At 72.7% G+C, this 17,911-nt stretch carries 18 protein-coding genes; 11 read left to right on the top strand and 7 right to left on the bottom strand.

What is annotated here, in order from left to right; translation table 11 throughout:
- Window positions 1-131 precede the first annotated feature (131 nt).
- The gene (gene panD / locus AB0M39_RS33860; protein ID WP_365370609.1) at window positions 132-554 is read left to right on the top strand and encodes an aspartate 1-decarboxylase; all 423 of its coding nucleotides are present in this window, start codon (window positions 132-134) and stop codon (window positions 552-554) included.
- A 30-nt stretch (window positions 555-584) separates the two neighbouring features.
- Entirely contained in the window at window positions 585-929 is a 345-nt protein-coding gene (locus AB0M39_RS33865; RefSeq protein ID WP_365370611.1) for a GNAT family N-acetyltransferase, read from the top strand.
- Between the two features lie 333 nt (window positions 930-1,262).
- Here AB0M39_RS33865 and gndA read toward each other — a convergent pair whose 3' ends face one another.
- Window positions 1,263-2,705: an NADP-dependent phosphogluconate dehydrogenase gene (gene gndA / locus AB0M39_RS33870; RefSeq protein WP_365370613.1), complete on the bottom strand. Its 1,443-nt coding sequence runs from the start codon at window positions 2,703-2,705 to the stop codon at window positions 1,263-1,265.
- 438 nt (window positions 2,706-3,143) lie between these two features.
- Here gndA and AB0M39_RS33875 point away from each other — a divergent pair, with 438 nt between their 5' ends.
- The 7 genes from AB0M39_RS33875 (at window position 3,144) to AB0M39_RS33905 (ending at window position 10,767) form a co-directional block, all read left to right on the top strand.
- Window positions 3,144-3,905: a DeoR/GlpR family DNA-binding transcription regulator gene (locus AB0M39_RS33875; protein WP_365370615.1), complete on the top strand. Its 762-nt coding sequence runs from the start codon at window positions 3,144-3,146 to the stop codon at window positions 3,903-3,905.
- 127 nt (window positions 3,906-4,032) lie between these two features.
- Window positions 4,033-5,394 carry a sugar ABC transporter substrate-binding protein gene (locus AB0M39_RS33880; protein ID WP_365370617.1) on the top strand — a complete coding sequence of 454 codons (1,362 nt, stop codon included), beginning with the start codon at window positions 4,033-4,035 and terminating at the stop codon, window positions 5,392-5,394.
- Window positions 5,391-6,392 carry a sugar ABC transporter permease gene (locus AB0M39_RS33885; protein ID WP_365370619.1) on the top strand — a complete coding sequence of 334 codons (1,002 nt, stop codon included), beginning with the start codon at window positions 5,391-5,393 and terminating at the stop codon, window positions 6,390-6,392. Before AB0M39_RS33880 ends, AB0M39_RS33885 begins: the two co-directional genes overlap by 4 nt.
- A complete protein-coding gene (locus AB0M39_RS33890) occupies window positions 6,389-7,255 on the top strand; it encodes a carbohydrate ABC transporter permease (RefSeq protein WP_365370621.1) in 867 nt (288 codons plus the stop codon). The genes AB0M39_RS33885 and AB0M39_RS33890 overlap by 4 nt, the downstream gene beginning before the upstream one ends.
- Window positions 7,252-8,241, top strand: coding sequence for a zinc-dependent alcohol dehydrogenase family protein (locus AB0M39_RS33895; RefSeq protein ID WP_365370623.1), 990 nt, complete (start codon window positions 7,252-7,254; stop codon window positions 8,239-8,241). Before AB0M39_RS33890 ends, AB0M39_RS33895 begins: the two co-directional genes overlap by 4 nt.
- The gene (locus AB0M39_RS33900) at window positions 8,238-9,188 is read left to right on the top strand and encodes a PfkB family carbohydrate kinase (RefSeq protein WP_365370625.1); all 951 of its coding nucleotides are present in this window, start codon (window positions 8,238-8,240) and stop codon (window positions 9,186-9,188) included. Before AB0M39_RS33895 ends, AB0M39_RS33900 begins: the two co-directional genes overlap by 4 nt.
- A 358-nt stretch (window positions 9,189-9,546) precedes the next feature.
- Window positions 9,547-10,767 (top strand): transglycosylase family protein, encoded by a 1,221-nt coding sequence (locus AB0M39_RS33905; protein WP_365370627.1) that lies wholly within the window; start codon window positions 9,547-9,549, stop codon window positions 10,765-10,767.
- Here AB0M39_RS33905 and AB0M39_RS33910 read toward each other — a convergent pair.
- Window positions 10,648-11,685, bottom strand: coding sequence for a DMT family transporter (locus tag AB0M39_RS33910; protein ID WP_365370629.1), 1,038 nt, complete (start codon window positions 11,683-11,685; stop codon window positions 10,648-10,650). The two genes, AB0M39_RS33905 and AB0M39_RS33910, sit on opposite strands and share 120 nt — an antisense overlap.
- 312 nt (window positions 11,686-11,997) lie before the next feature.
- Between AB0M39_RS33910 and AB0M39_RS33915 the strand changes: the two genes are divergently transcribed.
- Entirely contained in the window at window positions 11,998-12,702 is a 705-nt protein-coding gene (locus tag AB0M39_RS33915) for a (2Fe-2S)-binding protein (RefSeq protein WP_365370645.1), read from the top strand.
- Window positions 12,703-12,887: 185 nt separating this feature from the next.
- Window positions 12,888-13,307 carry an ATP-binding protein gene (locus AB0M39_RS33920; RefSeq protein WP_365370631.1) on the top strand — a complete coding sequence of 140 codons (420 nt, stop codon included), beginning with the start codon at window positions 12,888-12,890 and terminating at the stop codon, window positions 13,305-13,307.
- A gap of 41 nt (window positions 13,308-13,348) precedes the next feature.
- On the opposite strand, the gene AB0M39_RS33925 is transcribed toward AB0M39_RS33920, so the two are convergent.
- The 5 genes from AB0M39_RS33925 to AB0M39_RS33945 all read right to left on the bottom strand — a co-directional run bounded on the left by AB0M39_RS33925 (window position 13,349) and on the right by AB0M39_RS33945 (window position 17,743).
- Window positions 13,349-14,221, bottom strand: a complete 873-nt coding sequence (locus tag AB0M39_RS33925) for an endo alpha-1,4 polygalactosaminidase (protein ID WP_365370633.1) — start codon at window positions 14,219-14,221, stop codon at window positions 13,349-13,351.
- Window positions 14,218-14,877 carry a spherulation-specific family 4 protein gene (locus AB0M39_RS33930; protein ID WP_365370635.1) on the bottom strand — a complete coding sequence of 220 codons (660 nt, stop codon included), beginning with the start codon at window positions 14,875-14,877 and terminating at the stop codon, window positions 14,218-14,220. The genes AB0M39_RS33925 and AB0M39_RS33930 overlap by 4 nt, the downstream gene beginning before the upstream one ends.
- Before the next feature lie 145 nt (window positions 14,878-15,022).
- Window positions 15,023-15,925 carry an NAD(P)-dependent oxidoreductase gene (locus tag AB0M39_RS33935; protein WP_365370637.1) on the bottom strand — a complete coding sequence of 301 codons (903 nt, stop codon included), beginning with the start codon at window positions 15,923-15,925 and terminating at the stop codon, window positions 15,023-15,025.
- Window positions 15,926-15,933: 8 nt separating this feature from the next.
- Window positions 15,934-16,647 (bottom strand): sugar phosphate nucleotidyltransferase, encoded by a 714-nt coding sequence (locus AB0M39_RS33940; protein ID WP_365370639.1) that lies wholly within the window; start codon window positions 16,645-16,647, stop codon window positions 15,934-15,936.
- 61 nt (window positions 16,648-16,708) lie between these two features.
- Entirely contained in the window at window positions 16,709-17,743 is a 1,035-nt protein-coding gene (locus AB0M39_RS33945; RefSeq protein ID WP_365370641.1) for an SDR family NAD(P)-dependent oxidoreductase, read from the bottom strand.
- Window positions 17,744-17,911: the final 168 nt, after the last annotated feature.

The following is a 17,911-nucleotide window of genomic DNA, read 5'->3' on the forward strand; positions in this document are numbered from 1 at the left end:
TACCGGGGTGCGGACCGGGACGTGCATCGGCACAGCCGGCGCAGACCAGCCGAACAGCGAGCCGCTGTAGAGTGAAAACCGCCCTTGACCTGCATCAGCAGGCAGGGAGCCGACCACTGGGAGTGCCACCGATGCTGCGCACCATGTTCAAGTCCAAGATCCACCGCGCCACCGTGACCCAGGCCGACCTGCACTACGTCGGGTCCGTCACCGTCGACGCCGAGCTCATGGAAGCCGCCGATCTGCTGCCCGGCGAGCTGGTGCACATCGTCGACATCACCAACGGCGCCCGCCTCGAGACCTATGTCATCGAGGGGGAGCGCGGCTCCGGCGTCATCGGGATCAACGGGGCCGCCGCCCATCTCGTGCACCCCGGCGATCTGGTGATCCTCATCAGCTATGCGCAGGTCGACGACGCCGAGGCCCGCACCCTCGTGCCCAGCGTCGTCCACGTCGACGCGGAAAACCGCATCGTCGCCCTCGGCTCGGACGCCTCCGAGGCCGTGCCCGGCAGCGGTACACAGCGCAGCCCGCACGCCGTCGCCGGCGTCTGAACCCGTCCGAACCCTCGAAGGAGACCCGCTATGGCAGAGCTCGACTTCCGCGACGACCGGGCGAAGGGTCTCCTCGAGGCGTACGAGGGCGGCCGGGTCGCCGGGCGTATCGCCTACTTCGCCCTGCCCGCCGCTCTGGCCGCGCTCGTCGCGGTGCACACGGTGGTCGAGCCCGAGTACGAGGGCCAGGGCGTCGCGGGCGCCCTGGTGCGGGAGTTCTACGCGATGGGAGAGCGGGAGGGCGTGCCCGTCGTGCCGCTGTGCCCGTACGCCGCCAAGTGGGCCCAGCGTCACCCGGACGAGGCGCCCGTGCCGTCGGCCGAGCTGGTGGAGGCGGCTGAGCAGCGGCTGAAGGCGGATCCCTCCCTCTGGTGAGCGCCGTCGGCGACGCCCACGCGTGGATCCGGCGCGCGTGGGCACGCGCTGCGGGAGACATTGGGAACGCACGACGTCGAACCGCTGGAGGTCTTCATGACCCGCCCGCCGTACCCCGACCCCGTCCCGCCGTCGCCCACCCCGCCGCCCGGGCCGCCCGGGCCCCTGCCCGGCCCCGTGCCCACTCCGCAGCCGCCGCCGGGACCCGCGCCGGACCCCATTCCGAAGCCGCCGGGCCCCGACCCCGTGCCGGAGCCGGAGCCCGCGCCGGGGCCCGCGGGCTGATCGGAGCGCGTCGATCAGCCGCCCGGGCCCCTGTGCCGGCCTGCCGGCTCAGTCCGACTGCACCTCCGAGCGGTCGCCGCCCCAGAGGGTGTGGAACGAGCCCTCCCGGTCGGTCCGCCGGTAGGTGTGGGCGCCGAAGAAGTCCCGCTGGCCCTGGGTGAGCGCCGCGGGCAGCCGCTCGGCGCGCAGGGCGTCGTAGTACGCCAGCGCCGCCGAGAACCCCGGCGTCGGCACGCCCTGCCGGGCCGCCGTGGCGGCGACCTCGCGCCAGTCGTCCTGGGCCGCGCCGATCTCCTCGGCGAACTGCTTGTCCGACAGCAGGCTCGGCAGGTCGCGCTGGGCGTCGTACGCCGCGCGGATCCGGTCCAGGAACGCCGCCCGGATGATGCAGCCCTCCCGCCAGATGGACGCCACGACACCGAGGTCGACGTCCCAGTCGTAGGCCTCGCTGCCCGCCTGGATCTGGTGGAAGCCCTGGGTGTACGAGACGATCTTGGACGCGTACAGCGCCTGCTCCACCTGGTCCGCGAAGCGCGCCGCGTCCGCCTCGCTCAGCGCCCGCGCCTTCGGGCCGGGCAGCGAGGCCGAGGCCGCGCGCAGATCCGCGTGGCCCGAGACCGACCGGGCGAAGACCGCCTCCGCGATGCCGGAGACCGGCACGCCGAGGTCGAGGGCGATCTGCACGGTCCAGCGGCCCGTGCCCTTCTGCTCGGCCTGGTCGGCGACGACGTCCACGAACGGCTTGCCGGTCGCCGCGTCCGTGTGGGCCAGCACCTCCGCCGTGATCTCGATCAGATACGAGTCGAGCCGGCCGGTGTTCCAGGTGCGGAAGGTCTCGGCGATCTTCGCGGGGGAGTAGCCCGCGACCTCGCGCAGCAGGTGGTACGCCTCGGCGATCAGCTGCATGTCGGCGTACTCGATGCCGTTGTGCACCATCTTCACGAAGTGGCCCGCGCCGTCCGGGCCGATGTGCGCCACGGTCGGCGAGCCGTCCGGGGCCTTCGCGGCGATCTTCTCGAGCAGCGGCCCCAGCGAGGCGTACGACTCCTCGGAGCCGCCCGGCATGATGCTCGGGCCGTGCAGCGCGCCCTCCTCGCCGCCGGAGATGCCCGTGCCCACGAAGTGGATGCCGCGCTCGCGCAGCTCCTTCTCCCGGCGGCGGGTGTCGGCGAAGTGGGCGTTGCCGCCGTCGATGATGACGTCGCCCTCCTCCAGCAGCGGCGCGAACTCCTCGATCACCGCGTCGGTGGGCGCCCCCGCCTTGACCATGACGACCAGCCGGCGCGGCCGCTCCAGCGCCGCGACGAACTCCTCGGCCGACTCGGCCGCGACGAACGTCCCCTCGTCGCCGAACTCCTCGACCAAGGCACGCGTCTTGGCCGCCGTCCGGTTGTGCACGGCCACGGCGAAGCCGTTCCGGGCGAAGTTCCGGGCGAGGTTGCGGCCCATCACCGCGAGTCCCGTGACGCCGATCTGGGCTGTTCCACTCATTGATGTGCTCCTGGGATGTCCGTCGGAAAATCCACGTCCGCCTCCACCGATACGTAAAGACGGATCAAGCCACTCATCGATCTTCAAGCCCTCCCCAGGCTGCAGCATTCCACTCGCAGGGGCAGCGGATTCGCCTTTCGCGGCCGAGCCTGTCCGCAGACGGGCGCGATTCGGACACTCCAGGCGTCCGAAACGGGCGGCGAGCCACGCCTCCCGGGCCCGCCGCGGGCGGGCTACCAGCGTCGACGCCCTCGGTGAAACGGGCACGAACGGGCACAGCGGATCCCGCGACGAGCCTGGTCGAAGGGGGTTCCCTGCTTGTACAAACGACGCATGGGCCCGAACGGACGCCGGGACCGAAAAGCTCCGCGGCAGCGGAGCACCAGCACCAGGACCAGCATCAGTACCAGCACCAGTGCCAGCAGGGATGTGTGTGCCGTGGACACCGACGAACGCCGACGAGGAATCCTCGAGACGGCCCGCAAGGACGGGGCGGTCGACGTCAACCGCCTGGCGGAGCGGTTCCAGGTGGCCAAGGAGACCATCCGGCGGGATCTGCACACGCTCGAGGAGCACGGTCTCGTACGGCGTACGCACGGCGGGGCCTACCCGGTCGAGTCCGCCGGCTTCGAGACCACGCTCGCCATGCGGACCACCAGTCACGTTCCGCAGAAGTCGAAGATCGCGGCCGCGGCCGCCGATCTGCTCGGCGACGCCGAGACCGTCTTCGTCGACGAGGGCTTCACCCCGCAGCTCGTCGCCGAGGCGCTGCCGAGGGACCGGCAGCTGACCGTCGTCACCGCCTCCCTCGCCGTGGCGACCGTCCTCGCGGACCGGGAGAAGACCGCCGTGCTGCTGCTCGGCGGCCGGGTCCGCGGCGCGACCATGGCCACGGTCGACCACTGGGCCGTGAAGATGCTCGCCGACTTCGTCATCGACCTGGCGTACGTCGGCGCGAACGGGATCTCCCGCGAGTACGGGCTCACCACGCCCGACCCGGCGGTCAGCGAGGTCAAGGCCCAGGCCATGCGCAGCGCCCGCCGCCGGATCTTCGCGGGCATCCACACCAAGTTCGGCGCGGTGAGCTTCTGCCGCTTCGCCGGCGTCGGCGACTTCGAGGCCATCGTCACCGACGCAGGCCTCCCCTCGGCCGAGGCCCAGCGCTACTCCCTCCTCGGCCCCCAGGTCGTTCGCGTCTGAACGAGCCGCCCGCCACCGCCCCCGCCCGGACCTCCGGGCGCCAGGGGGCAGGCCCGTCATGCCCACAAGACCCCCCAGACGCTCGAAGACCCAGCACCCGAGCCGCTACGAACGATCAGGAGAACTCATGCCCCTCCAGCGACGACGACGTGGACTGCGCGTACGTATGGGCGCGGGCGCGGCTGCGACCGCCCTCCTCGCAGCCGGGTGCGCCGGCGCCGGCGGCGCCTCCTTCGCAGGAGGCGACGCGCTGAACGTGCTGATGGTGAACAACCCGCAGATGGTCACCCTGCAGAAGCTGACCGCCGAGCACTTCACCAAGGAGACCGGCATCAAGGTCAACTTCACCGTCCTTCCGGAGAACGACGTCCGCGACAAGATCAGCCAGGACTTCTCCAACCAGGCGGGGCAGTACGACATCGCCACCATCAGCAACTTCGAGGTGCCGTTCTTCGCGAAGAACGGCTGGCTGCACCCCCTGGACGAGTACGCCGAGCAGGACATCGCCTTCGACCAGAAGGACATCCTGCCGCCGCTGCGCGAGTCCCTCACCGCCGCCGACGGCAAGCTCTACGCCGAGCCGTTCTACGGCGAGTCGTCCTTCCTGATGTACCGCAAGGACGTCTTCGCGAAGAAGGGCCTGACGATGCCCGCCAAGCCCACCTGGCGGCAAGTCGCCGACCTCGCCGCCAAGGCGGACGGCGCCGAGCGCGGCATGAAGGGCATCTGTCTGCGCGGGCTGCCCGGCTGGGGCGAGGTCATCGCCCCGCTGACCACTGTCGTCAACACCATGGGCGGCACCTGGTTCACCGAGGACTGGCAGGCCCGGCTCACCGCCCCCGAGTTCAAGAAGGCCACCCAGTTCTACGTCGACCTGGTGCGCGAGCACGGCGAGTCGGGCGCCGCGCAGTCCGGGTACGCCGAGTGCCTCAACAACATGACCCAGGGCAAGACCGCGATGTGGTACGACGCCACCGCCGGGGCCGGCTCGCTCGAGGCGAGCGGATCCCCGGTGAAGGGCAGGATCGGCTACGTCCAGGCCCCGGTGGAGAAGACGCAGAGCTCGGGCTGGCTCTACACCTGGGCCTGGGGCATGCAGAAGGCGTCCAAGAAGTCCGACGACGCGTGGAAGTTCATCGCCTGGGCGTCCGGCAAGGAGTACGAGAACCTCGTCGGCGAGGTGAACGGCTGGTCCGACGTCCCCGCGGGCAAACGGGCCTCCACCTACGCCAACCCGCAGTACCGCAAGGCCGCGGCCGCCTTCGCCGACGTCACCGAGAAGGCCATCGCCGGCGCCGATCCGCGCAACCCGGGCACCCAGCCGCGCCCCGCCGCCGGCATCCAGTTCGTCGGCGTACCCGAGTTCACCGACCTCGGCACCAAGGTCTCGCAGGAGATCAGCGCGGCCATAGCGGGCCGTCAATCCGTCGACCAGGCCCTCGCGGCCTCCCAGAAGCAGGCCGAGAAGGTCGCCGAGGAGTACCGATGAGCGCATCGATCAGCACGCCCGCGCCCACCCCCAGCACGCCCACACCGTCGCTGTCCCGACCAGACACGCGGCAGGAGAGAAAGCCGGGAAAGAAGGGAAAGCCGGGACTGCGCGCCTGGGCCACCCGGGCCCCGCTTCTGCCGGCTCTCGTCTTCCTGATCGCGGTCACCCAGCTGCCGTTCGTCGCCACCCTGGTGATCTCGCTCTTCGACTGGAACTCCCTCGACCCCGACGAGCGCGCCTTCGCCGGACTGTCGAACTACGCGAGCGTCGTCACCGACCCCGCGCTGCGCGAATCGGTCCTCACCACCGTCGTGCTCACCGCGAGCGTCGTCGTCGCCACCGTCGTGCTCGGCCTGGGGCTCGCCCTGCTGCTGGACCGCGCCTTCTTCGGCCGCGGCCTGGTGCGCACCCTGCTCATCACGCCGTTCCTGCTCGTCCCCGTCTCGGCGGCGCTCTTGTGGAAGCACGCGCTGTACAACCCGGAGTACGGACTGCTCAACGGCGCGCTGACCTGGGTCGGCTCGCTCTTCGGCGCCGACGCCCCGAGCCAGCCCGACTGGATCTCCTCCATGCCGCTGCTCGCGGTCGAGGCGGCCCTGGTGTGGCAGTGGACGCCGTTCATGATGCTCATCCTGCTGGCCGGGCTGCAGAGCAGACCCGCCGAGATCATGGAGGCCGCGCGGCTCGACGGCGCGAGCGGCTGGCAGACCTTCCGCTATCTGACCCTGCCGCACCTGCGGCGCTACCTCGAACTGGGCGTCCTGCTCGGCTCCGTGTACATCGTGCAGAACTTCGACGCGGTGTTCACGATCACCTCCGGAGGGCTCGGCACCGCCAACCTCCCGTACGCGATCTACCAGACCTTCTACCAAGCCCACGAGTACGGACTGGCGTCCGCCGCGGGAGTCGTCGTCGTGATCGGCACCATGGTCATCGCGACGTTCGCGCTCCGGGTGGTCTCGTCCCTCTTCCGTGAGGAGGCGAACCGCGCATGACCGCTCCCGCCCTCACCGCCCTGCCACCGGCCGCCCGCAAGGCCAGACGGCGCTCCGCCGCGCTGGGCCTGCTGGCCTGGATCGCCGGGATCGGCTTCTGTCTGCCCGCCCTGTGGATGCTGCTCACCTCCCTCCACTCGGAGGCCGACGCGGCGACCAACCCGCCCTCCCTCGCCGCGTCGCTGACCCTCGACGGCTACCGGCAGTTCTTCGGCGCGGACGGCGGCCCCAGCCCCTGGCCGCCGCTGATCAACTCCCTCAGCGCCTCCGTCTTCTCCACGATCCTGGTGCTCGTCCTCGCCCTCCCCGCCGCGTACGCGCTCTCCATCCGGCGGGTGCGGAAGTGGACGGACGTGATGTTCTTCTTCCTCTCCACCAAGATGCTCCCGGTCGTCGCCGGACTGCTGCCCGTCTACCTCTTCGCCAAGAACGCGGGGATGCTCGACAACGTCTGGCTGCTGGTCCTCCTCTACACCTCGATGAACCTGCCGATCGCGGTGTGGATGATGCAGTCCTTCCTCGCCGACGTGCCCGTCTCCATCATCGAGGCCGCCCAGGTGGACGGCGCGCGGCTGCCGACCGTCCTGGCCCGCGTCGTCGCCCCCGTGGCCGGGCCCGGCATCGCCGCCACCGCGCTGATCTGCTTCATCTTCAGCTGGAACGAACTGCTCTTCGCCCGGGTGCTCACCGGCGTCGTCGCCCAGACCGCACCCGTCTATCTGACCGGATTCGTCACCAGCCAGGGCCTCTTCCTCGCCCAGCTGTGCGCCGCGTCCGTCGTCGTGTCCGTGCCGGTGCTCGTCGCCGGCTACGCCGCCCAGGACAAGCTCGTCCAGGGCCTCTCCCTTGGAGCTGTGAAATGAGGGCAGCGATCGTCGAAGCCCCCGGCAAGGTCTCCGTCACGACGGTCCCGGACCCTTCTCCGGGCCCTCGCGAGGTCGTCGTCTCCGTGGCCTCGTGCGGGCTGTGCGGCACCGATCTGCACATCCTGCAGGGCGAGTTCGCCCCCACGCTGCCGATCGTGCCCGGCCATGAGTTCGCCGGCGAGATCGTCGGCGTCGGCTCGCACGTCACCGAGCTGGCCGTCGGCGACAAGGTCGCCGTCGACCCCTCCCTGCACTGCCACGAGTGCCGCTACTGCCGCAGCGGCCGGGGCAACCTGTGCGACCGCTGGGCCGCCATCGGCGTCACCGTCCCCGGCGGCGCGGCCGAGTTCGCCGTCGCGCCCGTGGCCAACTGCGTACGCCTGCCCGACCACGTCGACGTGCGCGACGCCGCGCTGATCGAGCCGCTGTCCTGCGCCGTGCGCGGCTACGACGTGCTCACCAGCACGCTCGGCGCGCGGGTGCTGGTCTACGGCTCCGGAACGATGGGCCTGATGATGCTGGAGCTCGCCAAGCGCACCGGCGCGGCGGGCGTCGACGTCCTCGACGTCAACCCCGACCGGCTCGCGACCGCGAGCCTGCTCGGCTGCTCCCGCTCCGCCGCGAACGCCGACGAGCTGGACACGCCCGGCGGCTGGGACGTCGTGATCGACGCGACCGGCAACGCCCGGGCCATCCAGGACGGGCTCGGGCGGGTCGCCAAGGGAGGCACGTTCCTCCAGTTCGGCGTCGCCGACTACGCGACGACGGCGGTCATCGAGCCGTACCGCATCTACAACCAGGAGATCACGATCACCGGCTCCATGGCCGTGCTGCACAGCTACGAGCGGGCCGCCGCGCTCTTCGCGACCGGCGTGCTCGACCCGGCGGTCTTCATCAGCGACCGGCTGCCGCTGGAGCAGTACCCGCAGGCCATCGACCAGTTCGCGGCGGGCGTCGGCCGCAAGATCGTGGTGCAGCCGTGACGGGCGGCCCCGGCGCGGTGCTCGTCCTCGGCGAGGCGCTCGTCGACCTCGTGCCCGCCGCCGACGACCTCCTGCGCGCCGACGACGGCCTTCTGCCCGCCGACGAGGACCTTCTGCGCGCCCAGCCGGGCGGCGCGCCCGCGAACGTGGCGGTCGGCCTGGCCCGGCTGGGCACGCCGGTCTGCTTCGCGGGCGGACTCGGCGGCGACGCGTTCGCGCGGACGATCGAGCGGTGGCTGGCCGGCGCGGGAGTCGATGTGAGCCTGTGCGGGCGCTCGTCGCTGCCCACCGCGCTGGCGGTCGCCGATCCCGGCGAGAGCGGCACGAGCTACCGCTTCCACCTCCAGGACACGGCGACCTTCCGGCTGCCCGAACGGGCGGCGGACGCGGCCCGCTTCGGCGCGGTGTACGTGGGCGGGCTGGCCGCGGTCGTGGAGCCGGCGGCGGAGGTCGTCTACGCGACCGCCCGGGCCGCGGCCCGCCACGGTCTGCTCGCGGTCGACCCCAACGTCCGCGAGGACCGCGGGCTGGACCGGCTGCGGGAGCTGTGCGAGCTCGCCCACGTCGTCAAGGCCAGCGACGAGGACCTGGCCAGGCTCTGGCCGGACGCGGACCCCGACGAGAGCGGGCGGCGGCTGGCGGCGGGGGGACGGCTGGTGGTGCTGACGCGCGGCGCGCGGGGCAGCACGGCGTACGCCCCCGGCATCTCGCCGGTGTCGGCGGCCGCGGCGCCGGTGTCGGTGGTGAACACCATCGGGGCGGGGGACGCGTTCATGGCGGCGGTGCTGGGGTGGCTGGGGCGGGGCGGCCGGTGGGATCTGGCGCTGACGGAGGAGCGGGCGGGGGAGATGCTGGAGTTCGCGTCCGGGGTCGCGGCGTCGGTGGTGGGGCGGTCGGGGACGGAGAGGGGGGTGGGGGTGGGGGTGGGGGTGCGGGTGCGGTGGTGAGGCGGGGGCGGTGCGGGGTCCTGCGGGGCTCTGCCCCGGGCCCCGCGCCTCAATCGCCGGCGGGGCTGAGTGTGCCCGGCCATCCCAGCGGGGCATTTCCAGCCCGTCCGGCGTTTGAGGACGGACCTCGCCCGGGGGAGCCCGCACGAAACAGTCGCCCGCCCTGCGCGCCTCAATCGCCGGCGGGGCTGAGATGGCCCTCGTGCCTCAAGCGTCGCCGGGGCTGAAATGCCCTGCGCCCCCTGCGCCCGTGCGCGGGGTGTGAACCCTTGTCACCATCCGTACGGTGCGCCTAAGTTGACCGTTTGTGATGTGACAGAAGTGATGTGACCGACATCGCACATGGGGGAGCCTCAGCATGGCCGCAACAGGTCGTCACCGCCGATACCAGCCGAGCCGCATCAACCGGGCCTCGCTCACCGTCACGGCGGGCGGTGCGGGCATCGCACTTCCGCTCGTCGGCGCGGGCACGGGGCACGCGGCGTCCGTGGACGTCTGGGAGAAGGTGGCGGCGTGCGAGTCCACCAGCAACTGGCGGATCAACACGGGCAACGGCTACTTCGGCGGGCTCCAGTTCAGCCAGTCCACCTGGGAGGCGTACGGCGGCAGACAGTTCGCCCCACGCGCTGACCTGGCCAGCAAGGACCAGCAGATCGCCATCGCCGAGAAGGTGCTCAAGGGGCAGGGGCCGAAGGCCTGGCCGCACTGCTCGACCAAGGCCGGTCTCGCACGCGGCGGCGACGCGCCCGACATCGCGCCTGCCAAGGGCAAGGAATCGAAGGGCAAGGACTCCAAGGCCAAGGGTTCCAAGGGCCAGGAGTCCAAGGACCGGCAGCAGACCAAGCCCCGCACGCCTGCCAAGGCCACGTCCCCGACGACCGTGCCGACCCAGCGCGAGGGCTACACCGTCGCCCGGGGCGACTCCCTCTCCAAGATCGCCAAGGCCGAGCGGGTCACGGGCGGCTGGCAGCGGCTGTACGACGAGAACCGCACCGTCGTCGGCGGCGACCCGGACGTGATCCACCCGGGCCAGCGGCTCATCCTGCGCATGGAGGCGCCGGCCAAGGCCAAGGAGCGGCCCAAGGCACAGCAGCCCAAGGCCGCCCCCAAGGCGCAGGCCAAGAGCCAGCAGCCCAAGGCCGAGTCACGGCAGGCCGCCAAGCCCGCTCAGCGCGGCGGGCTCAGCTCGCCGGTCGACGCGCGCCCCAGCACCGCCTACCGCCAGGCCGGGTCCTCCTGGGCCCGCGGCTACCACACCGGCGTGGACTTCCCCGTCCCCACCGGCACCTCCGTGAAGGCCGTCGCCTCGGGCAAGGTCGTCTCGGCCGGCTGGGGCGGGGCGTACGGCTACGAGATCGTCATCCGCCACGCCGACGGCCGCTACAGCCAGTACGGGCATCTGTCCGCGCTCACCGTGCGCGAGGGCCAGCAGGTCAGCGGCGGTCAGCGGATCGCGCGCTCAGGATCCACCGGCAACAGCACCGGACCGCACCTCCACTTCGAGGTGCGCACGGGTCCGGGGTACGGGTCCGACATCGACCCCCTCGCCTACCTCAGGTCGGGGGGCGTCTCGGTCTGAGCCTGCGGATGCGAGCCCGGGAGACGTCGACCTCCCGGGCCGCGCCGGAGGCCGGCTGCGCGGACCGCCCGACGGCGGCTGTCGCTGTTGCTGCTGGTGGAGCCGCTCCGTCGTCAGCAGGATCAGTCCGCCGGCCGCCACGACGCCGAAGCCCAGCGCGAGCACGGTGCCCGTCACGCCGTAGCGGAACTGCTCGCCGAACAGCGTGATGCCGACCGCCGCGGCCACCACCGGGTTCACCACGGTGACCGTCGCCAGCGGGGCGGCGAGCCCCGCGCCCCGGTAGGACGCCTGCGACAGCAGCAGGCCGCCGACCGCCAGCACGGCTATCACCATGAGACTCGGCCACTGCGCGAGCGGCGTGTTCCACGACCAGTCCACCGCCACGGTCTTGGTGAAGACGGACGCGATGCCGAAGGCCACGCCCGCCGCTCCGGCCAGCAGCACGCTGCGGGCCACCGGCCGGTGCACGGTCTGCGCGACCAGGAAGAGCAGCGCCACGCCGCCGAAGGTCGCGGCGGCGAGCACCCCGCGCTCACCGGTGTCCAGGGAGCGGGACTCGGCGTTCCCCGTCAGCGCCAGCAGACCCGCGAGACCGGCCGTCGCCATGATCGCCCCGCGCCAGGCGGCTGCCCCGGCCCTGCGCCGCACGAACAGCGCCGCCATGGGCAGCGCGAAGACGATCGTCAGCGCGCCCAGCGGCTGGACCACGCTCAGCGGTCCGAAGGCGAGCGCCAGCACATGCAGCACGGCGCCCACGCTGTTCAAGGCGACCGCCACCCACCAGGCGGCCTGGTGCAGGGGGGCGTACGGGCGGTCGGGGGTGGTCGCCGCGACATGCTCCTGAAGGATCGCCCCGGCCGCGTACGCGACCGCGGAGACCAGAGACAGAAGCACTGCCAGCGCAAGGGAACTCATAAAGACCACGATGTCCCTCTTCAGCGTTCACGTCGTCGTCCTTGAGCAGGCACTTGGTACTACTGCCGAAGTAGTACGGGAGTAGGCCACAAGTCCCCCTCCCGGCGGGGGCGCGGGCCGGCATGGCTGTGAGCGACCCGTCCGACGCGAACGGTCTTCAGGAACCAGTATCGGCCCGGCCGCCGAACCGCGCTCGCCGCAGGCTCGAAGCCGCCCCCGACCCGTAGGGGATGCGCCGTCCCGGAGCCGGCGCACGGCAGGCACACTCGTACGGTGACGAAAGAGGACGGGAGCGTGGGCGTGAGCCGGAGCGTGGACCTGGCCGAGCTGGCCGAGGTGGGCGGCTTCTTCGCCCTGCGGGCCGAGGTGCCCGACGCCGCGTACACCCCGCTGGCCACGGTGTACGCGGCCGAGGCCGCGCCGGCCGGACCAGGGCCGCTCGCCCGTCGCGTCGACGCCGTCGCCGCCCGGCTGCGCGCCCCCGAGCGCCGGGTCGCCGCCTCGATCGCGCATCTGGGGCTCGCGGCCCGCCTGTGGTCCGTCGGGCTCGGCGCGGCTGCGCTGCACGGCCGGGTCCCCGACCTGGACGCCGAGCGGCTGCACTGGGACCCCGCCCGCACATCGCCCGACGACCTGCGCCTGGCCCCCGGCGCGAGCACGCTGCCCGGCACGGCGGACGCGGTGCGCGAGAGCGTGCAGTACGGCCATCTCGTGCCGCTCGCCCAGGCCCTGCGGCGCGATGTGCGCATCTCGCCGCAGCTGCTGTGGGGCAACGCGGGCTCCGCGCTGGCCGGGGCCGTGCGCCAACTCCACGCCTGGGCGCGGCAGGCGGACCGCCCCGACGTCGCCGAGCGGGCCTCCGCGCTGGCCGCCGAGCTGTTCGCGCACCCCGATCTGTCCGGCACGGTCGAGGGCCCCGCGATGCGCCGGCGCAGCTGCTGCCTGTACTACCGCTGCCCCGGCGGCGGACTGTGCGGCGACTGCGTCTTCGACAGCCCGCCCGGGCGTGCCCCTTAGCGCCCTTTTAGCGCCCTGTGGGAAACGGGTGCACACCTGTCCGATTGGCGATCACGCTCTGGGGGCATCAGCCACGGGTGAGGGGGAACGGCCGGTGAGCGAAGGCCGCAGAGCGCCGCCTTCCCCGGAGTACGAGGCTGTACTCGGGGTACTCGGCTGCATCAGACCAGTGAGGGGTGGTTTCCATGCGTGCGCCCAGGCACGCCCGTAGGCGAGCCGTACGCGCTACGTACATCCTGCCGCAGGCGGAGACGTCAGCCGGGTGGGCACGGTATCTGACGACCGCCTTTCTGACCCATGGCTGCGGTGAGAAGGTGTCCGGCGAGCAGGTGGAGGACGCCACGCTCATCGTGTCCGAGCTGGTCGCCAACGCGACGCGGCACGGGCACAGCGGCTGCCGGCTGCGGCTGCACGTCGATCCCGGGCAGGTCACCGTCGAGGTGGAGGACGCGAGCCCCGTCCCGCCGACGATGTGCACGCCGGACCCGCTGGAGGAGAGCGGCCGGGGCATAGCGATGGTCCGCCAGCTGTCGCAGGAGTTCTGCGTGCTCGGCGGACCCGGCGGCGGCAAGACCGTGCAGGCGGTGCTCGCCGCCACCTGCTGACTCGTCGCCGGCGACCTCGGCGCCCTGGACGACGCACCGGCTCAGCAGGGCTGGCGCCACGCCCCCAGGTCGAGCTTCTTGCGCATCGAGCTGAAGCCGAGCCGGCGGGACTGCTCGCAGAACCGGTCCACCGGCAGCGCGTACTCGACGTGGAAGACCGCTTTGCCGGCCTTCACGAACGGCGCCAGCTGAGCGCAGCCGCCGTACTGCGCGCACTCCTCGTTCACGGCGAAGTCGAAGTCGCCCACCAACTGCCGTACCTGGGGCAGATCGTTCTTCAGGCCCACCGACAGTCCCCGCTCGTGGGCGAGGCGCGCGATCATGCGGTTGTAGGCGAGCTGGTCGGAGGCGGTCAGATCGAAGCCCGTCTCGTTGAGGTACCCGTCCAGCAGATCGGGCTCGACCGCGTCGAACCCCCGCTCGCGGCACAGGTCCATGCGCTTGGCCATCAGCGGCCGCAGCGTGTCCAGTCGGCGGATGTCCAGCCAGCGCTCCCCCTCCCAGCCGTTGCGCCCGCCGAGCACCGAGCGGGGGAAGTCGGCGTGGTCGGGGCGGAAGGACTCCCACGCGCCCGCGTTGATGTAGCAGATGACCTTGCGGCCGTCACGGTGGAGACGGCGGACGGTCTCCGCGTCGTTCTCGAATCCGTCGATGTCGTAGACCGGCACGTCCACCGCGTGGTCGATCCGGCCGTCGAGCTGCCACTGCCAGGCGAGGCCGGGACGCGGCTGCCAGAGGGGCCGGGGCGTCGGCTCGGGCGGCTCAGGCTGCTCGGGCGGCGGCGACGAGCACGCGGCGAGCAGGAGCAGCGCGAGTGCGAAGAACAGGGCCCGGGTCCGGGAGGGCCGAAGGACGCGGGCGAGGCGGACCAGGCGGCCGGCGCGGCCGAGCGGGCGTGGGGGCGCGGAGGTCATGGCGCCTTCCGGAGCGCGGGGGGCAGTGCGGACCAGGGGTTGGGGCCGTGGCCGGGAACGGCGCAGTGCACCGCCGCGCCCCGGAGTTCGGCGGTGCGGGCCGCGAGGCCGCACAGCCCCGCGGGAACCCCGTACACCAGATGGCAGAAGGACTCCGGAGGGCGCCCGGAGGTCCAACGAGGCGCGGCCGGGGCGCCGCGGTACGCGTCCCAGCCGCCCTCGAAGGTGACCAGCAGGTCCGCGAACGCCGCATAGCCGGGGGCGGGATGCACCCCCGGGTTGAGCGCGAGCGTCCGTCCGCCGTGGGCGCGCGCGGCGCGGGCGAGCCGCCGGTAGTGGCGCAGCCCGGCCGCGTCGGGCGCGGCCTGGTCGAGGAAGAACCCGTCCGTGGCGTACCAGTCGCGGTGGCGTTCGAAGTCGAGGGCGACCGCCCGCTGCGCCCGGCGGCCGTAGTCGGTGTCCACGTACCCCAGCACCCGGACGCCGGCCGTCCGCAGGTCGCGGACGACGGCGGAGAACGCCGGGTCGGGGGCCGTGCCGGGCCCGTCGTCGATGTTGAGCACCACGCCGTACAGCAGGGGCGCGGCGTCGACGAGGGCCCGCCAGGCCGCCGGATCGACGGCGGGGTGCACATACATCGGCACAAGCAGCGTCATGGCCGTCGGCCCCGCCGCCGAACCTCGTGGCGGATCCCGTGCGGGACGCCGCGCCCGCCCCGGCGGGACGTCGCCGCGCGACGGCTCGCGCAGCGCCGGACGCCCACGGCGAACGGATCCTGCCGCAGCGTGCGCCGTGCCCCGGTCATCGGGCGCCAGCCCGCGCCGGGGCCGCCGCCGCGTCCCACAGGTCGGTCAGGGACTCGGCCAGGGTGCGCTCCGGCCGCCAGCCCAGCGCCGTGCCCGCCGCCGCGACGTCCGCGCACTGCCAGGACACCGCCGCCGAGCGCTCCGAGCCGCCGCCCGTCTCCTCCAGCATGCCGCGGAACCCCGCCGCCCGGACCAGCCCGTCCGCCACCTCGCGCACCCTGGACGCCCGTCCGCTGCCGATGTTGAGGACCGGCGGCAGCGGGCCCGCGGCCGTCGCCGCGCGCACGGCCGCCGCGGCCACGTCCCGTACGTCGACGAAGTCCCGGTGCGCCGACAGATCGCCGACGCGCACCGTCCCCTCCTCTCCGACCCGCCGCAGCTCCGCGGCGAGCCGCCCGGGAAGGCTCGCGGCGGACGCGCCGGGGCCCACGGGGTTGAAGACCCGCAGCACGACGGCGTCCAGCCCGGAGGCGGCGACGGCGACCGTTCCGGCGAGCTTCGTCGCGCCGTACGGGCTCTGCGGCCGGGTCGGGGCGTCCTCGGCGACCGGCTCGCCTATCGGCGTCGGCCCGTACTCGGCGGCGGACCCCAGATGGACGAGCCGGGCCCCGGGCGCCGCGTCCCGCAGCGCCTCGCACAGTGCGGCGGGGCCGCGCGCGTTGACGTCGGCGAGGCGCACCGCGCTGCCGGCGACCGCGCCCACGCAGTTGACGACGACGGCCGGCGCCGCCGCGTGGATCGCCTCGGCGAGGACGTCGGGGGCGCCGGTGAGGTCGAGCCGCACGTCGGCCGACTCGGACCGGCCGCCGACGAGCAGCCGCACGCCCGGCAGGGCGCGCAGTTGCTCGGCGGTGTGCCCGCCCAGGAATCCGGTGGAGCCCAGGAGGAGGATGCGCACGGGAGCCCTCACGCTCCCTTGAGGAGGAGGCCGCGGTGGGTGGTGAACTCGGCGTTCGCCCGGTCGTAGTCGTCGGGCCGCCCGATGTCGAGCCAGTAGCCCTCGAACTCGTAGGCGTGCGGCGGGTTCTGCGCCTCGAGCAGGTCCAGCACCAGCTCGTCGAAGCCGAGCGGCAGGCCCGGCGTGTAGCCGGCGAGGGTGTCCCGGGTCAGTCCGTACACGCCCATGGAGACGCGGTAGTCCATGCTCGGCTTCTCGGCGAAGCCGACGACCCGGCCCGACTCGGTGGTGAGCACGCCGAAGTCGATGGCGACCTTGCGGGCGTAGGTGGCCACGGTCAGCGGCGCGCCGGAGACGCGGTGCCGGGCGAGGACGTCGCCGTAGTCGAGGTCGGTGAGGACGTCGCCGTTCATCACCAGGAAGTGCTCGGGCAGCCGGTCCGTCATCGTCAGCAGCGGGCCCATGGTGCCCAGCGGGCTGTCCTCGGTGGAGTAGTCGACGCGCAGGCCCCACTGGGAGCCGTCGCCGACGTAGGCGCGGATGATGTGCCCGAGATGGCCGATGGCGATGGTGCAGCTGGTGAAGCCCGCCGAGGCGAGCTGGCGCAGCACGATCTCCAGGATCGCGTGCTGGTCGCCGATGGGAACGAGCGGCTTGGGCAGAGCGGTCGTGTACGGCCTGAGGCGGACGCCTTTGCCTCCGGCGAGGATCACTGCGTGCATGGACATTCCCCTGTCGGTCAGTGGTCGGTGAGGCGAGGTCAGATGTTTCGGTGAGGCGAGGTCAGATGTTGTAGACGCCGGTCTTGTAGCGGGCGAGGTTCGCCGGGTCGCGGAAGAAGTCGATGGTGTGGGCGAGACCGCGCTCCAGGTCGTGCTCCGGCGCCCAGCCGGTGGCCGCGCGCAGCCGGCCGGCGTCGGCGACCAGCCGCATCACCTCGGAGTTCGCGGGCCGGATGCGCTGCTCGTCCTCGCGTACGTCGAGGTCGACGTCCATCAGCTTGCCGATCAGCCGGGTGAGCTCGCCCACCGAGATCTCGCCGCCGGTCCCGGCGTTGAAGGTGCGTCCGACGACGGCCTCGGCGGGCGCCGTGCCCACGGCGAGGAAGGCGCGCGCGGTGTCCTTGACGTACAGGAAGTCGCGGGTGGGCCGCAGGTCCCCGAGCGTGACGGTCCGCTCGCCGGCGGCGACCTGGCCGATGACGGTCGGGATGACCGCCCGCATGGACTGGCGCGGCCCGAAGGTGTTGAACGGGCGCAGCGTGACGACAGGCGTGCCGAAGCTGGCGTGGTAGCTGTCGGCCAGCCGGTCCCCGCCGGCCTTCGACGCGGCGTACGGGGACTGGGTGTTGATGGGGTGGTCCTCGGTGATCGGGACCGTCTGCGCGGTGCCGTACGTCTCGCTGGTGGAGGTGTGCACCAGACGGGGGACGCCCAGCCTCCGCACGGCCTCCAGGACGTTGAGCGTGCCCGTGACGTTGGTGTCCACATAGCTGTGCGGGGCCTGGTACGAGTACGGGATCGCGATCAGCGCGGCGAGGTGGTACACCGCCTCGGCGCCCTCGACGAGCTGGTGGACCGAGCCGGGGTCGCGGACGTCTCCGAGGACGATCTCGACCTGGTCGAGGACGTCGGGGGAGAGGGTCTCCAGCCAGCCGTAGGAGGAGAAGGAGTTGTACTGCGCCATGGCGCGGACCCGGTAGCCGGCGGCGACGAGCGTCTCCGTCAGATGCGACCCGATGAAGCCCTCGGCGCCGGTGACGGCGACGAGCGGCAGCGCGGCCGGGGTCGGGGAGCTCTGGGGCGAGGTCGAGGTCACGGAAAGCACTCCTGTGTCGATGAGTTGTGGGCAGGTTGCATGTCAGCGGTCAGCGGTCAGCGGTCAGCGGTCAGCGGTGTGCGGTCGGCCGGCCGAGCAGCCGGCCGGCCACGGCGGCCAGGGCGAGCGCCGCGGCGGTGCAGCAGACGATGTGGGCGTCAACTGATT

Origin of the sequence: Streptomyces sp. NPDC051907 (assembly GCF_040681075.1) — a bacterium.
Classification (GTDB): Bacteria; Actinomycetota; Actinomycetes; order Streptomycetales; family Streptomycetaceae; genus Streptomyces.

Excerpts from the sequence above, each read along its gene's own strand:
- panD (WP_365370609.1), top strand. The coding sequence starts at position 132 with ATGCTGCGCACCATGTTCAAGTCCAAGATCCACCGCGCCACCGTGACC.
- AB0M39_RS33865 (WP_365370611.1), top strand. The coding sequence starts at position 585 with ATGGCAGAGCTCGACTTCCGCGACGACCGGGCGAAGGGTCTCCTCGAG.
- gndA (WP_365370613.1), bottom strand. The coding sequence starts at position 2,705 with ATGAGTGGAACAGCCCAGATCGGCGTCACGGGACTCGCGGTGATGGGC.
- AB0M39_RS33880 (WP_365370617.1), top strand. The coding sequence starts at position 4,033 with ATGCCCCTCCAGCGACGACGACGTGGACTGCGCGTACGTATGGGCGCG.
- AB0M39_RS33885 (WP_365370619.1), top strand. The coding sequence starts at position 5,391 with ATGAGCGCATCGATCAGCACGCCCGCGCCCACCCCCAGCACGCCCACA.
- AB0M39_RS33890 (WP_365370621.1), top strand. The coding sequence starts at position 6,389 with ATGACCGCTCCCGCCCTCACCGCCCTGCCACCGGCCGCCCGCAAGGCC.
- AB0M39_RS33895 (WP_365370623.1), top strand. The coding sequence starts at position 7,252 with ATGAGGGCAGCGATCGTCGAAGCCCCCGGCAAGGTCTCCGTCACGACG.
- AB0M39_RS33905 (WP_365370627.1), top strand. The coding sequence starts at position 9,547 with ATGGCCGCAACAGGTCGTCACCGCCGATACCAGCCGAGCCGCATCAAC.
- AB0M39_RS33910 (WP_365370629.1), bottom strand. The coding sequence starts at position 11,685 with ATGAGTTCCCTTGCGCTGGCAGTGCTTCTGTCTCTGGTCTCCGCGGTC.
- AB0M39_RS33920 (WP_365370631.1), top strand. The coding sequence starts at position 12,888 with ATGCGTGCGCCCAGGCACGCCCGTAGGCGAGCCGTACGCGCTACGTAC.
- AB0M39_RS33925 (WP_365370633.1), bottom strand. The coding sequence starts at position 14,221 with ATGACCTCCGCGCCCCCACGCCCGCTCGGCCGCGCCGGCCGCCTGGTC.
- AB0M39_RS33930 (WP_365370635.1), bottom strand. The coding sequence starts at position 14,877 with ATGACGCTGCTTGTGCCGATGTATGTGCACCCCGCCGTCGATCCGGCG.
- AB0M39_RS33940 (WP_365370639.1), bottom strand. The coding sequence starts at position 16,647 with ATGCACGCAGTGATCCTCGCCGGAGGCAAAGGCGTCCGCCTCAGGCCG.